The organism is Pseudomonas sp. W15Feb34 (assembly GCF_023127765.1).
GTDB lineage: Bacteria > Pseudomonadota > Gammaproteobacteria > Pseudomonadales > Pseudomonadaceae > Aquipseudomonas > Aquipseudomonas synxantha_A.
In genome coordinates this window covers 257,250-270,979 of sequence record NZ_SPKN01000053.1, presented here as the reverse complement: position 1 = coordinate 270,979, position 13,730 = coordinate 257,250, and the positions used below count along the sequence as shown (strand labels likewise).

11 protein-coding genes and 1 pseudogene are annotated in these 13,730 nt (G+C 58.7%); 5 read left to right on the top strand and 7 right to left on the bottom strand.

Annotated elements, in window-relative coordinates:
- From E4O97_RS27500 to E4O97_RS27475, 6 genes and pseudogenes are all read right to left on the bottom strand, one after another.
- Positions 1–2,731: hypothetical protein (locus E4O97_RS27500; RefSeq protein ID WP_248162823.1), on the bottom strand; the 2,731-nt coding region annotated here is incomplete at its 3' end.
- 109 nt (positions 2,732–2,840) lie between these two features.
- Complete coding sequence (locus E4O97_RS27495) at positions 2,841–3,263, bottom strand: YqaA family protein (RefSeq protein ID WP_216091312.1); 423 nt, start codon at positions 3,261–3,263, stop codon at positions 2,841–2,843.
- A gap of 3 nt (positions 3,264–3,266) precedes the next feature.
- A complete protein-coding gene (locus tag E4O97_RS27490; protein ID WP_032875638.1) occupies positions 3,267–3,713 on the bottom strand; it encodes a DUF411 domain-containing protein in 447 nt (148 codons plus the stop codon).
- An 82-nt stretch (positions 3,714–3,795) separates the two neighbouring features.
- Complete coding sequence (locus E4O97_RS27485; RefSeq protein WP_248135957.1) at positions 3,796–4,254, bottom strand: SRPBCC family protein; 459 nt, start codon at positions 4,252–4,254, stop codon at positions 3,796–3,798.
- A 105-nt stretch (positions 4,255–4,359) separates the two neighbouring features.
- Positions 4,360–4,590 (bottom strand): annotated as a pseudogene (locus E4O97_RS27480) (aldo/keto reductase); the annotation flags it as partial.
- A 39-nt stretch (positions 4,591–4,629) separates the two neighbouring features.
- Positions 4,630–5,535: an AraC family transcriptional regulator gene (locus tag E4O97_RS27475; protein WP_248132191.1), complete on the bottom strand. Its 906-nt coding sequence runs from the start codon at positions 5,533–5,535 to the stop codon at positions 4,630–4,632.
- A gap of 103 nt (positions 5,536–5,638) precedes the next feature.
- Here E4O97_RS27475 and E4O97_RS27470 point away from each other — a divergent pair, with 103 nt between their 5' ends.
- Genes E4O97_RS27470 through E4O97_RS27450 form a run of 5 tightly spaced genes read left to right on the top strand, consistent with a single transcriptional unit; the run spans position 5,639 to position 10,044 of the window.
- The gene (locus E4O97_RS27470; protein WP_032875627.1) at positions 5,639–6,199 is read left to right on the top strand and encodes a carboxymuconolactone decarboxylase family protein; all 561 of its coding nucleotides are present in this window, start codon (positions 5,639–5,641) and stop codon (positions 6,197–6,199) included.
- 39 nt (positions 6,200–6,238) lie between these two features.
- On the top strand, positions 6,239–7,300 hold the full coding sequence (locus E4O97_RS27465; protein WP_248132193.1) for an acyl-CoA dehydrogenase family protein: 1,062 nt from the start codon (positions 6,239–6,241) through the stop codon (positions 7,298–7,300).
- On the top strand, positions 7,297–8,100 hold the full coding sequence (locus E4O97_RS27460) for an ABC transporter ATP-binding protein (RefSeq protein ID WP_005788050.1): 804 nt from the start codon (positions 7,297–7,299) through the stop codon (positions 8,098–8,100). Before E4O97_RS27465 ends, E4O97_RS27460 begins: the two co-directional genes overlap by 4 nt.
- Entirely contained in the window at positions 8,087–9,286 is a 1,200-nt protein-coding gene (locus E4O97_RS27455; RefSeq protein WP_078821286.1) for an ABC transporter substrate-binding protein, read from the top strand. The genes E4O97_RS27460 and E4O97_RS27455 overlap by 14 nt, the downstream gene beginning before the upstream one ends.
- A 53-nt stretch (positions 9,287–9,339) precedes the next feature.
- Positions 9,340–10,044, top strand: coding sequence for an ABC transporter permease (locus E4O97_RS27450; RefSeq protein WP_248132272.1), 705 nt, complete (start codon positions 9,340–9,342; stop codon positions 10,042–10,044).
- A gap of 47 nt (positions 10,045–10,091) precedes the next feature.
- Here the strand turns inward: E4O97_RS27450 and E4O97_RS27445 are convergent, their stop codons facing one another.
- Positions 10,092–13,556, bottom strand: a complete 3,465-nt coding sequence (locus E4O97_RS27445) for a membrane-targeted effector domain-containing toxin (RefSeq protein WP_248162815.1) — start codon at positions 13,554–13,556, stop codon at positions 10,092–10,094.
- Positions 13,557–13,730 lie beyond the last annotated feature (174 nt).

Here is a 13,730-nt window from a genome sequence, read left to right as displayed (position 1 = left end):
TTGAATAAGAGGTGCCGTCGGCAAAAAACCAGTAAAGTGTGATGAAATCTTGGCTACTCATACCGTCATAGCGAACCGTTGCCGTCGTATTGTGTTGAATGGGCAGCGGGTCCACTGTCACATTCGGCCCTGTATCGGTGGTGCCATTGATAAACGGGTGGGGAAGATCTCCTGATAATGCCTGAATGGTGTACGTGCGCCGACGGAAGTGCACTGCATTGGCTTTGTTGGTGCTACGATCGAAACTGGCCCAGAAATCGATGAACAGCGGCATTCCATCCTTGAGTCTGCGCAGATCCGGCGGCGTCGGTGGCATGATGCCCTGACTCTCGCCCTCAGGCGTTACCAGGTTCTCGCTGTAGGTATCCTCAATGTAATCCGCGCCATCGTCGTAGATACCTTCATATCGCATCCACATCCGCTGAAACCGGTGAATGAACGGCCAGATATTGATCAGGGTGCGCTCCCGGCCAGTAAGCTGGGAAATTACCAATACCGGGTTATCATGCCCTTCGATGGTGGGGATCGGTAGCGTGGTCAGGGGCAGTAACAGCAGATCCAGTATGGGCGACGGTATTCTCCGCGTGCCGCGCAGCACAAAGTACTGCACGGGAATCTGGCGGCCTTCGGAAAGAATGTTGGCGCCTACTACTTCGCTCGGTACGTCAAAGTGCACTGTTCTTGAGGTGTTGCCATTCTTGGTTTCTTCATAAGTGCCAATGCCCGGTACGCCGCTGAACACTGCCAGGATCCGGTCGCTGGGTGACATGTTCAGAAACGATACTTCAATCGTCGCTCCGGTCGTTGCGGACTCCGGCCTTAGTAGGTCTGGGTCTCGTGAGGCTTCAAGCACTTCCGGCCTCAACAGCTCACCTATTGCTTTACCGACCGTCACGTCAAGCGTCTCAGAGCGCAGTGTTGTGTTGCCGCGTATGAGGGAATAGCTCAAGCGAATGGAGCCGTTGTTATTCACGTCGACATAATTTCGATCTACCGGAAACGAAATCTCTCCTCCTACCACGACGTTAATCGTGTCGCCTGTGCTGCCACCCACCCCAGAGCCTACCCAGCGCCACACGACGGTGTCACCTCGTTGGAAGGTATAGGGGAGAGTGACATTGACCTGGAAGATCACATCGGCCGGATCGAGGTTGCCATTTTCATCTACGCCCTCAATGTGCGGCGCAGGCAGGTCGGCGCGACGTTCGCCTATTTCTACTATCAGGTGCTCGGATTCGCGCACCGTCAGCACATCGGCTTCCTGTATCGTGTTCACACCGTCATTGACGCGATAAAAGACGTCGATCGGCCCGAGCCCGACGAACTGTGCGAAATTTGCCGGCGTCACAATCCGAAAGCGTGTGGGTGGTGGTGGGTCGCCGGCCTGCTGGGTTTGTTCATAAAACACTAGGCCGCCGCCGGGTCGGTGCGCCTCAAAGCGCAAGGTGACGGGATAGTTCGGACTGTATGGCACGAAGGCCGGGAAGTTGACTTTGAGGTAGGGGACGGTCGGATCGATCAAGCCGCCTTCGTTTTCCTCGATTTCAACTGCAGGCATGTTGGAAACAGTACCAAAAACTGTGACAGACAGACTTTGGGAATAGCCAATCTCAGTGCCTAGCGGGAATTGCAGCGTATAGGAGATTTGCATCGAGCCGTTGATCAGGTCTTCGAGGATGCTGTTCTCGACGGTGGTATATGCCGAACGCCCGGGCCGGGCAGCAAACGCTGGCAATGGGATGGTGACTTTCGTTTTATCTTCGCGTGTACCCACGATGGTAGCTACGATCTGAGTGCCTGCTGGCGTTGGGGAGCCATTCGGGAGCCGTGTGGGCGCAACCACTTCGAGTTCGAAGTGACTCTCTGCGTACTGGTCGAAATCGACGTTATTATTGTCTGTTCCATCCACCAAAAAGTGGGGGCGCATGAGTGCGTCTGGATCCAGGTTACTGTTCAGGTTTACGACCTGAGACCACTGCTGCACTTCCCCTGAGAAGTTCAGCACCAAGTCGTAGATCCGGAACCGGATAGTCAACAGACCGCTACCGCCCAATTCGATGACCTCCCACGGGACGAACACCTCGATAGGCGTCAGTCCCTCGGCCTGATCCGCGTCCAACTGCAGCTCTACCAAACGACCGTTCCAATACAACTCGATGGTGTCCCCTACAAATGCATCTGGGTAGTGATCAATGGTAATGAGCACACCATCACGTGCGCGCTCGGGGTCGAGTACGGCATCTGAGCCACTCAAGTCCTCTGGCAGGTGAAGGACCAGCGCCGAATGGTAGGGGAGTCCTGGGTCCTGATCCACGCCCCCTGGCCGGGTATCTTTCAGGAACCAGGTTTCTTCCTCCGATGTACTTTCAGTGCCAGACCCGTGACGCCTGACCAGGCCATAGCAGGGGTACACAATACCTAGCGGTACATGCTCGCGTAGTACCGAGAGTTGGTAGCGTCTTTGCGTTTCCTCGCCAGCAACAATTTCCCCCCAGGCGACCGGAAAACGCCGATCTCCCATATACCATTCGTAAGAATCGCCGACGTTTTTCGTGGTCCAGCTCTCGAAGGTAATCAGCAAACGGTTTTCGAGGCTGCGTATGCCAACCCCTACATCAGCCAGAAGTTCGGGAAGGGGACGTACAGTGTTGTCGTTGTAGGGCGGCGGCTCCAGGTCTGCGATGCGTGGTGGGTGCAGGATGGGTGGACTGTCTGTGCGTTTATCGGACATGGTGGTGACCCTTCAGGCTGATTTGAGAAACGTGCCAAACAGGGTCAGCAAATATGAGAGAGTGGTCACCGTCTAGCTGTGAGAAATGACAGTGGCGACGAGCGGTCAGCTACTGAATAATGAGTGTCAGCGCGCTATAACGCACGCCCTTGGCCAGGGTTACCAGCAGCAAAAAACGCCACAACGGCTCTCGCATCACCCCGGCCACCAAGGTCAGCGGGTCGCCGATGATAGGTACCCAACTGAGCAACAGCGTCCAATGCCCCCAACGCAGGTAATGCCCGCGGGCTCTATCCAGCTGTTTGGCACTCACCGGAAACCAGCGCCGTTCCTTGAAGCGCTCTACCGAACGCCCCAGCAGCCAATTGACCACCGACCCCAGCACGTTGCCCAACGTGGCGATACCCAGCAGCAGCCACAGGTTGTAATGCCCGCTGATCAGCAGGCCGACCAGCACGGCTTCAGATTGCAGGGGCAATAACGTTGCGGCGCCAAACGCCGCGACGAACAGCCCCAGGTAACCCATCAGCACCGGTCAGTGGGCCGGGTAGTCGGCCACCACCACATCCTTGCCTTCACGGGTCAGACCGATGACTTGATACGCCTCGCTACGCCCTTCCACTTCCATACCCGGCGAGCCCAAAGGCATGCCCGGTGCGGCAAGACCCAGCAGGTCATGACGCTGGCGCAAGGCCAACACCTGCTCGGCGGGTACATGGCCTTCGACGAACTTGCCGTCGATCACAGCGGTATGGCACGAACCGAGGCGCGGGGCGACGCCCAGGCGTTGCTTGACCGCGCTCATGTCTGCTTCAACGTGGTCGTTGACCTTGAAACCGTTGTTTTCCAGATGGCTGATCCATTTTTTGCAGCAACCGCAATTGGCATCGCGGTGTACATCGATGGGAATCAGCTCGGCGGCCTGGGCCAGGGGGGTGGCAAGCAGGGTGCAGAGCAAGGCCAGTCGCAATGGGTTTTTCATCAGGGGTCTCACTGAAAGCGCAGCAATAAACCGCGCATTCTCCCTGCTTTTTACACTGAGACGCGCTGGTAATGTTTCTAAATTATACGAAGCCTGGGCTTTCCAACCGCTGCTTGAGCTGGTCCAGGGCAATGGCGGAGAGTTTGATCATGCGTTTGTGCAAGGTAGCGAGTTGCAGTTCGGTTTCATACGTCAATACGCGCTTGAACCGAGTGCCACCCTGATGGGCTTGCAAAAAATAATGGATACAACCGTCCACCGCCAGTGAGGTGAACACGGTCCTGAACTCATCGGGGCAGCGGGCAATTTGCACGCGGTAGCTCATGGATACGCGAATGCCCAGCAGATCGATGTCTTCAGTAAAGCGCGAGCCGACCGACAACGAGCCGCGGGTGCCGGTGTCGGCGCTGAGGGAGGAGGGGTGCCATTCGTGCCAGCGGTCGGGCTGGGTTACATAATCGTAAACAGTATGGATTGGGGCCTGGATAAAGCGTTCCTGACTGATCTGCTCCAAGCGGATCGGCTGCTCAGTCGCGTGCATGGCACACCTCCTGTGTGGCGGGTTTTTACACTGGGAGCTGTCAGAATAGTCTGGCTCTCGCGCTTCGCACGGGAGTATTCAGGCCGTTGATCAGCACGCTGAAAATTAGATATCCAACAGGGCCATCACTTCCTTGGGGTAGCGCAAACCGGCGGTTGCATCGGCCGGGAAGATTGCATCCAGCCCAGCCAGTTCGTCCTTGCTGAGGGTGATCGATACCGCCGCGACATTCTCTTGCAAGTAGGTACGCCGCTTGGTCCCGGGGATTGGGATGATGTAGTCACCTTGGGCCAATACCCAGGCCAGTGCCAGTTGCTCGGCCGTCACGGATTGGTTGGTGCACTTGCGTGCTCGGCCCGGCACGGGTTTACAAGGTTAGGCTTGTGCCCTGCGATAGGCGCCAGGTTGCTGCCCGGTGACTTTATGAAAGGCCCGGGTAAATGCGGCCACCGACTGATACCCGGCTGCCAGCGAGACCTCGGCCACGGTCTGGTCCGCCTTGAGCAGCCCACAGGCATGGCGCATACGTATCACCAGCAATACCTGCCCCGGCGACTGCCCGCATAACTCCCTGAAACGCTTGAAAAACGCCGAACGGGATAACCCCGTGCACGCCGCCATGCTTTCCAGGCTCCAGGGCTCGGCCGGGCGCGCAATCAGCTGCTCCAGCAGGCCGGCAAATGCCGGTTGCCGGCCCAGCGCTGCCAGGCCGCCCAGCTCGGTGTTGTCGATGACTTGCTGGCGCAGTACATATAAAAACAACAAGTGGCAAAGACGTTCGAGCAAGGCCGAGGAGGGCGCGGGTAGGCGCTCGCACTCCTGCAGGATCAATTCGAACAGATTGCGCGCAGCGGTCAACGATGGATCACCGGCACGCAGGATGATCCAGGCGGGCAGGCTGTCGACAATCATCGCCGACAAGCCGGATTGGAAATGGAAGAAGCCGCAAACCAGGCCCACGCCATCCATGGCACTGCTGTCGAGGGGCAGCATCGGCCGGCGAGGGCACTCTTGGGCGCTTGCCGCGGTACTTTCCCCGGACAACCGATAGGCCAGGTCACGCAGTAGAAACACGGCGTCACCATTGTTCAGGTGCCGGGACGTTGGATCACCGTCGATATGCAGCCAGCAATCGCCCTGCACGATCAAATGGAAGCTTGCCTGGGCCAGGCTGTGCGTGCTGGCGTGCCAGTCACCGCAGTAGCGGCCGACGTGAAACAAATTGGTATTGAGTTCAAGGCTATCTAATAACCAATCGACAAGAGTGCTGGACGAATTCATCTAATGGAAAGACTCAAGAGCAAGTAATCGCTACTTTAGCCTATTGAGCGATTTTTTTAGAACCAACAGACTGGCGCACTCGAACCCAACAGGAGACCACTCCATGTCCCGTGTACCGTTGCTCACCCCTGACACCGCCCCGGAAGCGGCGAAACCTTTCCTGGAAAATGCGCAGAAGGCCTCGGGTTTCATTCCTAATCTGCTGGCGGTGTTGGCCAATGCACCGGCGGCGCTGGAAACCTATATCACTGTCTCCGGCTTGAATGCCAAGGCCGAACTGAGCCTGGCCGACCGCGAAGTGGTGCAGTTGATTGCTGCTACTACCCACGGGTGCGATTTCTGTGTCGCCGGCCACACCGCCGTTGCGCGCAACAAGGCCAAGCTGCCCGAGAACGTGATCGAGGCCCTGCGCCGGCTGGGTGAGCTGCCTGATACTCGCTATGAGACACTCGCCGCCTTTACCCGCGAAGTGATCGCCACTCGGGGTGATGTCAGCGATGCCGGCTTTGAGGCGTTTCTCGCGGCCGGCTATACCAAGGGCCACGCGCTGGAGGTCATCCTGGGCGTAAGCCTGGCAACCCTGTGCAATTTCGCTAACGTGTTTGCCCGTACCCCGCTGAACCCGGAACTGGCGCAGTACCGCTGGGAAAAACCGGCAAGCTGAATCGGCGTTGGTCCACCTGCTGTAAAAGGAGAGACATGAATGCTTGACCCAATCTTGAGCCGTTGGCTCGATGTTCAAGCGCAGGCCCTGGACGTGGGCAGTTGCGATCCACAGGAAGTGCTGCCACGCCTGGCAGAAGCCAATATTCTGAAAATCGGTGTGCCCACCCAACTGGGCGGGCTGGGCGGTGATGTGGCGGGTGCCGTCGAGGCCATCGCCAATGTGGCCAGCCATTCCCTGGCGGCGGCATTTGTGTGCTGGGGCCAGCGCTCGTTTATCGAGTACTTGTTGCAGAGCCCCAATCAGCGCCTGCGCGAACACCTGATGCCGGACCTGCTCAGCGGCAAGTTGGCCGGAGCCACCGGGCTGTCGAATGCGATGAAGTTCATATCGGGTATCGAGTCGTTGCAGATCAGCGCCGAGCCCAACGAGCATGGCTGGACGCTCAACGGTCGTCTGCATTGGGTGACCAACCTGCGCAAGAATGGTTTTGTCGCCGCAGCTGCTATCGAACATGCGGGCGGTGGTACGCCGTTTATCCTGGCGATCCCGGATTCAGTGGCGGGCTTGCAGCGCTCCCGCGATCTGGAGCTGCTTGGGTTGCAATCGAGCAACACCGCTGCCCTTGGCCTGGAAGGCGTGGAGCTGAGCCGTGACTGGTTGCTGCACGAGGACGCGCGCAAGTTCCTGCCGGCAGTGCGCCCGGCGTTCCTTGGTTTGCAGTGCGGCATGTCGATTGGCCTGGCCCGCCGCTCCCTGGCCGAGGTGGCCAATCATCTGGGGGCCAGCCGTACGGTGTTGCGCGAAGAGCTGGAAGCCTTGCGGGCGACGCTGGACCATCTGGTCAGCGAGCTCAAGAGCGGGTTGCTGGCTGGGCGTTTTGCTGCCGAGTCGATCCCCTTGTTCAAGCTGCGCATTGCCCTGGCAGAAACCGCCGCCAGCGCCGTGCAGCTTGAACTGCAGGCCAGTGGCGGCAAAGCCTACCTCACCGCCCACGGTAGTGGCTTTGCGCGGCGCTGGCGCGAGTCGGCATTTGTGCCGATTGTGACGCCCAGCCTGGTGCAACTGCGCACTGAGTTGCAGCGCCAGGCCAACCTATGAGCCAGGCGGTCATGACGGCCCAGGGGATTTGCCTGGGGTATGCCAGCGGCCCGGTACTGCAAGGGTTTGACTTACAGTTGCAGGCGGGCGAAGTGGTGTCGATCCTGGGGCCCAGCGGCGTGGGCAAATCCAGCCTGCTGCGTGTGCTTGCCGGCTTGCAGCTACCCCAGGCCGGTCGTGTGCATGTGTTGGGCGAACCCTTGAGCGGTCCGCACCCACGGGTGGCGGTGGCCTTTCAAGACCCCAGCCTGTTGCCCTGGTTGAACCTGGAAAAAAACGTCGCCTTCGGCCTGGACTTCGCCCGCCAGCCGCACCTGAGTGTTGAAGAGCGCCGCCGTCGTGTCGACCACGCCATCGCGGCGGTAGGCCTGGAACATGCGCGCCAGCAGTTCCCGGCGCAACTGTCCGGCGGCATGGCCCAGCGCACCGCGCTGGCCCGCTGCCTGGCCCGCCAGCCTCAAGTGCTGCTGCTGGATGAGCCCTTCGGCGCGCTGGACGAAGTGACCCGCGCCGACATGCAGCACCTGCTGCTCAAGGTCAACCGTGAGCAAGGTTCGGCGGCGGTATTGATCACCCATGACATTGACGAAGCGCTACTGCTGTCCGACCGCATCCTGCTACTGGGTAACCGCCCGGCGCGGACGTTGGGTGAATGGCATATCGACTTGCCGCAACCTCGGGACGAACAGGTCGAGGCCATCGGCGCGCTGCGTATCGATATTCTGAAAACCTTACGGCAGGCGAGCCGCCCTCAACCCAACCCCCTTGAACAACAGGAGCTTAGCCATGTGTCTGGATGACCTGACCCACTCGCGCCGTGACTTTCTCAAACTCTCGGCGGTGCTCAGTGCCGCCGGCGCCTTGCCGCTGTTGAGCAGCCTGCAGGCGCGCGCCGCCAATGAGCCCGACGCGCCGGTGCGTATCGGTTATCTGCCGATCACCGACGCTACGCCGTTGCTGGTTGCCCACAACAACGGCCTGTTCGAAGCCGAAGGCATCAAGGCCGAACGTCCGGTGCTGTTGCGCAGTTGGGCTCAGGTGATCGAGGCGTTCATCTCAGGGCAGGTCAACGTGATTCATCTGCTGTCACCGATGACCGTGTGGGCGCGCTACGGCAGCAAGGTGCCGGCCAAAGTCGTGGCCTGGAACCATGTGGGTGGCTCGGGCCTGACCGTATCGCCAGGCATAACCGATGTGAAGCAACTGGGCGGCAAGTCGGTGGCGATTCCGTTCTGGTACTCGATCCATAACGTGGTGGTGCAGCAACTGTTCCGCGACAACGGCCTCACGCCGGTGACGCGTGCGACCGGCAGTTCGATTGCCGCCAATGAAGTCAACCTGATCGTATTACCGCCGTCGGACATGCCGCCCGCACTGGCCAGCAAGCGCATCGACGGCTATATCGTCGCCGAGCCGTTCAACGCGCTGGCCGAGAACCTCAAGGTCGGCCGCGTGCAGCGCTTTACCGGTGATGTATGGCGCAACCACGCGTGCTGCGTGGTGTTCATGCACGAGCACGACCTGACCAACCGCCCGGAGTGGTCGCAGAAGGTGGTGAACGCCATCGTCAAGGCCCAGGTGTGGACCCGCGACAACCGCGAAGAGGCGGTGAAACTCTTGTCCAAGGATGGCCCGAACCGTTACACGCCACACGCCGAGCCGGTGTTGAGCAAGGTCCTGGCTCCGGCTGCCAGCGACCGTGCCGGCTATGTGAAAGACGGCGCGATCCAGCACGCCAATTGGGACGAGCACCGCATCGACTTTCAGCCTTATCCCTTCCCCAGTTACACCGAAGAACTGGTGCGCCGCCTCAAAGACACGCTGATCGAAGGCGACAAGAAGTTTCTTGCCGATCTCGATCCGGCATTCGTCGCGAAGGACCTGGTGGACGACCGTTTCGTGCGTCAAGCGATCGAAGCGGTGGGCGGCATGAAAACCTTCGGCTTGCCGGACGGCTATGAGCGGCATGAGGAGATTGGCGTTTGAACAACGGTAGAATCCTGGGCTGGTCGCTGGGGTTGAGCGGCTTGGCAGGTTTGATGTTGCTGTGGTGGCTGGGTGTGAAAGTGTTCGGCGAGGCCGATGGCCTGTCGGCGCGCTTTTCGCTGGCGGCCACCGCAAGCAGCCTGTGGGAATTGCTTGGCCGCAGTGAGCTGTACCTGCACATCGCCGTGAGCCTCAAGCGTATCTTTGTCGGGCTGTTTCTTGCGCTGTTGATCGGGGTGCCACTGGGTCTGCTGGTGGGCAGTTCGCGCAATCTGGAGGCGGCGACTACGCCGGCCTTCCAGTTTCTGCGGATGATCTCGCCCCTGTCCTGGATGCCTATCGTGGTGATGCTGATGGGGGTAGGGGACCAGCCTATCTATTTCCTTCTGGCCTTCGCCGCGGTGTGGCCGATCATGCTCAACACTGCTGCCGGCGTGCGTCAACTCGACCCGCGTTGGTTGCAGTTGAGCAAGAGCCTGAGTGCCACGCGCTGGGAGACGTTGCGTCGAGTCATCATTCCTGGTGTGGTCGGGCATGTGCTGACCGGCGTACGCCTGGCCATCGGTATCCTATGGATCGTGCTGGTGCCGTGCGAGATGCTCGGGGTCAGTGCAGGGCTGGGCTATTACATCCTCGATACCCGTGATCGCCTGGCGTATTCGGAGTTGATGGCGATGGTGGTGGTGATCGGGCTGTTGGGGTTCGCGCTGGATGCGCTGGCACGTGGGCTGCACCAGCGCTGGGTGCAGCGGGGATAAACACGCACATTCGAGCGACACACTGTCGCTCGAAGCGCAGGGCAGGGTTAAACCTGAATAACCAGGTCCCCTGGCAAGTTATCGGCTGAGAGCGGGTTTTGCAGGTTGGGCGAGGGTTTGTCGAAGACCCCAATACTGATACTGCCTGTCATCTCGGCCAGGCCTGGAACACCCTCTGTGGTGTTCATGTGTGAATGGCCGACCAAGGCAAGCCATTTTTCCGTTCCAGAGTTGGCCTGGATCACTTCGGACGCGTAGTAATTGAACTCTTCGAGGCGTTGCCTGGAGCCGAACCCTGTCTCCGTACGGCCTAGTTTTGCGTCTTTATGCCGGGTCAAATAGTAGTGATCCAGCGGCAGTACTTCGATGCCGTGCAACTCGAACTTGGCTTTGAGCTCGTCAAAGGTCGGTTGGGTACGAGGGAGGTTAGGATTGGCAAGGTTGCCGATGCCATCATCCACAATACCCTTGGGCGGTAAGTCGATGACGCCTTCGAAATAGATCTTCTTCACCCCCTCCTGTTTGAATTTCTCAACGTTGTCGAAGAGCAACTTAAAGCTGGCCATCTCTTTATGGGACTCTCCGAACACGATGCCATTGGAAACTTTCAGTGCCTCTGTGATCACTTCGGCTGCGGGCGCGGTCTTGGAGATTTTCGGCGCCACTATGCGTGGTGGCAGGGCGCCCTCTTTGATGGCGTCATAGGTCTCGTACATTTCCTCGATGAATTTTTTCAGGGTTTCATCTTTGCCGTCACCGCGCAGGAAGTGCCCTGGCTCCAGTTTCCCTTTCATGCTTTCTACATAGCTGCCTTTGGGCAGCTCCTTTCTTGTGACTTTGCTGCTGATCCTGGGACGTGTAGGTCGACCTATCGGGTCGAATCGATGCGCTTGCGGATGACTCGGGGCGTATGCCACAGGCATGTAAGTATGCGTCGGAACGAACCCCTCGAGAGGCGGGCCGTAAGGCTCCCGGGTGCTCGCATCCACGGCGTACCATTTGCCCTCATGTAGAACGGCAGAGGCTTCCAGGTTTTTGTCACCACGCTTGAACAGGCCGATAGCGACATCATCGAAGGCCGCGCCTGCCTCGATCAGGTCGCTGCCCCTGGCCATGCCTCGCAGACGCTGTATGCCGTCACCGGCTGCGCCAGCACCTGCCAGAGCCAGCTTGCCGGCGCCCACCGCCGCATCGCCTAAACCACCCAGCGGATTGAAAGCGCTCAAGACGTCGGCGCCGATTATTCGGGTGGCGCGCGCCAGTTTGCTGATGGCGTTGCCGGTTTTATGCGCGCCCTTGAGCAGTTTTGACACGGTGCCCACGCCGGCAGTGAGAAAACCGAAGACGTCAAATGCCAGATCGACAGCCGCATCTTTATAGTTGCCGTTACGCCAATTGACGATGGCCGTTCTCAGCGGAATCAGATCGAGGATAAATTCGCCGATGGTATTGAGGGTGTCACGGTTCCTCTCCGTAGACGTCCTACCTTCTGCTTGCCGCCTGACGGCGTCACTGTCGATGCCCTGCGCGTTGACTATCATCTGGGCGATGTCGTGGATGCGTGGGTTTTTGAATGTATTGACAGGGGGTGCTTCTCGGGTCTTTTCGATACCCAGATTACTCAGGTTCTTGCTGAGTGGGAGCGCTTCGATCTTGGTGACTTCATTGGCTATGTATTCATCCGCTGCGATGCGTCCCGAAGAAGCTTTTTGGATAGTCGCGGTGACCGGGTCGAATTCGTAAACGTGTTTCTCGCCCTTGAGCTCTGCTTGCATCAAAATTCTTGGGCTGGTGTGGAACAGTTTGTTTGGCCAAAACGGAATAGGCGAGCTGCGGTAGGTGTTCTCTTGATAAAAACTAAGCTTTGCGTTGTTTAAAATGTCTCGATCTGCGACAGGCAACTGGGTAATGGCATTCATCCACGTGTAATGGTGGATTTTTTTACAATGGGTCGTTACTTCGGCGAATTGTTTATCAAATTCCTGGGGGACGTTGAAGTGTGGGCTGTGGGTGAAAAGAGCGACGGCACCCAGGTTGACGCCCTTGGTGTTATTGCGGATCACCCAGTCGTTGGTGTTGATTTTCAGCCCTTGCATGGTGAGCTCGCGCAGCGAGTAGAGAGGGCCGAAGCGTTGGCCCTTGAGCCCCATCTTGTGATAATTCAGACAAAAGAGTTTGTCATCCAGAGGAAAGTCATCACCCAAGTGCTGCTGGATTCGTTCTTGTGCCATTCTTTCTCGATTCGGCAAGGGCTTGTCGAGCAAAGCGGACGCCTCTTTCAACGCTTCATGTTGAGCATTGAAAGCTGTGCGGGCGTACTCGAAATCCTCCGCGGTGTAGTGTGCGTCGTCGAAGCGGTAAATCACGTCGTTGGCCACACACCAGTCAATCAGTGCATTTTTCTTTGCCGCTTCACTGGCTGGGTATTGCGACGGGGCTGCGCACATCACTTCGGCGAAGCTCATGTTCATCGTCCTGCCGGGCGTGTGGGCTTCGATACCGGCCACCGCGATACATAAGTTTGCCCACGCCTGGCTGTGGCAACGTACTGACGCTGGAATGTCTTTGATCAAAAACTGGGGGGCGACCCGCATCAGCAGCAACCGGGCTGCCAGCGCGGCGGTAGCAGGGGAGGTACGGCCAGTGCTGCTCAGGTGATTGGCAAGGGCCTCAACCACGGAGGCGGGCGATGAGTCCCTGTGGATTTCGACGCCCAAATCAAAGCCGGCCACTATGTTTCGATTGGATGTTTGATCCAGCGCTTCAGGGTCGAGGCTCAAATGGATGGTCGCCAGCACATAGTCATTGGCGCTGCTGCTTGTGGCAATCCCGCCCACACTGGCTTGAACCGCGGCGCCTAGCGCTGCGGCTCGCGGTGAGTCGAGCAGTTTCTCCAGCGCGGCAGCAGGGTCTTGCATCAGTTGTGGAGACAGGGTGACGGCGTTGGCAAGGTAGTCCAGGGCGCCGACGCCAGGCTTGGGCAGTGGCAAGCCTGGCAGATTCGCGCTATTCGACGCGATGACATTGTAGGCCGTGCGCTGATGTTCAATGCTCAATGGCAGCGTCCAGGCCAGAGCACCACTCAAGTTGCCCAATGGGTGCTTCTGGACGTGCTCGCAGAGGTTCTGGGCAAGCTCCTGCAGCTCTACTCGGGTCTTGGGATAGTAAGGGCTTGCTGCTTTGATGAGCGATTCGAGGCTGGCGGTGCGTGGGGACGCATCGGCGGACGCAAGCGTGAGATGGGTGGACAGGAAATACGCGGCCATGGCCTCTGGCGTTGCGTCTTCGGGCAGTTTCTCCAGCGCCGTATCGAGGGCCTTGGCAAGGTTATGCAGCTCCTGGCGGTCGCTTAATTTTTTTCTCAGTGTCTGGCGTCCATCCGGCAGCGCTGGCTCAGCGGTGGCGGTGGTATCGCCCACCTGAGCGTCAACATCTGGCGGTGTTTGAGGAAGGTCGGTAGATAGCGGCGAAAGTCGCAAATTACGAAGTGGGGCAGCATGTTGAATGTTCACAGTCACTCACCTTTCAGGCATGGAAACGTCAACGCTCCAAAAGGCTACATACCTGTAGCCTGAGCGCACTGATTCGTGTGCGCTCTGGGCATTACGGTTCCCGCATGGCTACCTGTGGTGTGTGAGAAATCAAGTCAGCAAGACGCGAGAAGATTGCCCTCTCAATGATTAAAA

Bases quoted from the DNA above. Each gene is read 5' to 3' on its own strand.
- E4O97_RS27465 (WP_248132193.1), top strand. From the start codon at position 6,239: ATGCTTGACCCAATCTTGAGCCGTTGGCTCGATGTTCAAGCGCAGGCC.
- E4O97_RS27485 (WP_248135957.1), bottom strand. From the start codon at position 4,254: ATGCACGCGACTGAGCAGCCGATCCGCTTGGAGCAGATCAGTCAGGAA.
- E4O97_RS27455 (WP_078821286.1), top strand. From the start codon at position 8,087: ATGTGTCTGGATGACCTGACCCACTCGCGCCGTGACTTTCTCAAACTC.
- E4O97_RS27470 (WP_032875627.1), top strand. From the start codon at position 5,639: ATGTCCCGTGTACCGTTGCTCACCCCTGACACCGCCCCGGAAGCGGCG.
- E4O97_RS27460 (WP_005788050.1), top strand. From the start codon at position 7,297: ATGAGCCAGGCGGTCATGACGGCCCAGGGGATTTGCCTGGGGTATGCC.
- E4O97_RS27450 (WP_248132272.1), top strand. From the start codon at position 9,340: ATGTTGCTGTGGTGGCTGGGTGTGAAAGTGTTCGGCGAGGCCGATGGC.
- E4O97_RS27475 (WP_248132191.1), bottom strand. From the start codon at position 5,535: ATGAATTCGTCCAGCACTCTTGTCGATTGGTTATTAGATAGCCTTGAA.
- E4O97_RS27490 (WP_032875638.1), bottom strand. From the start codon at position 3,713: ATGAAAAACCCATTGCGACTGGCCTTGCTCTGCACCCTGCTTGCCACC.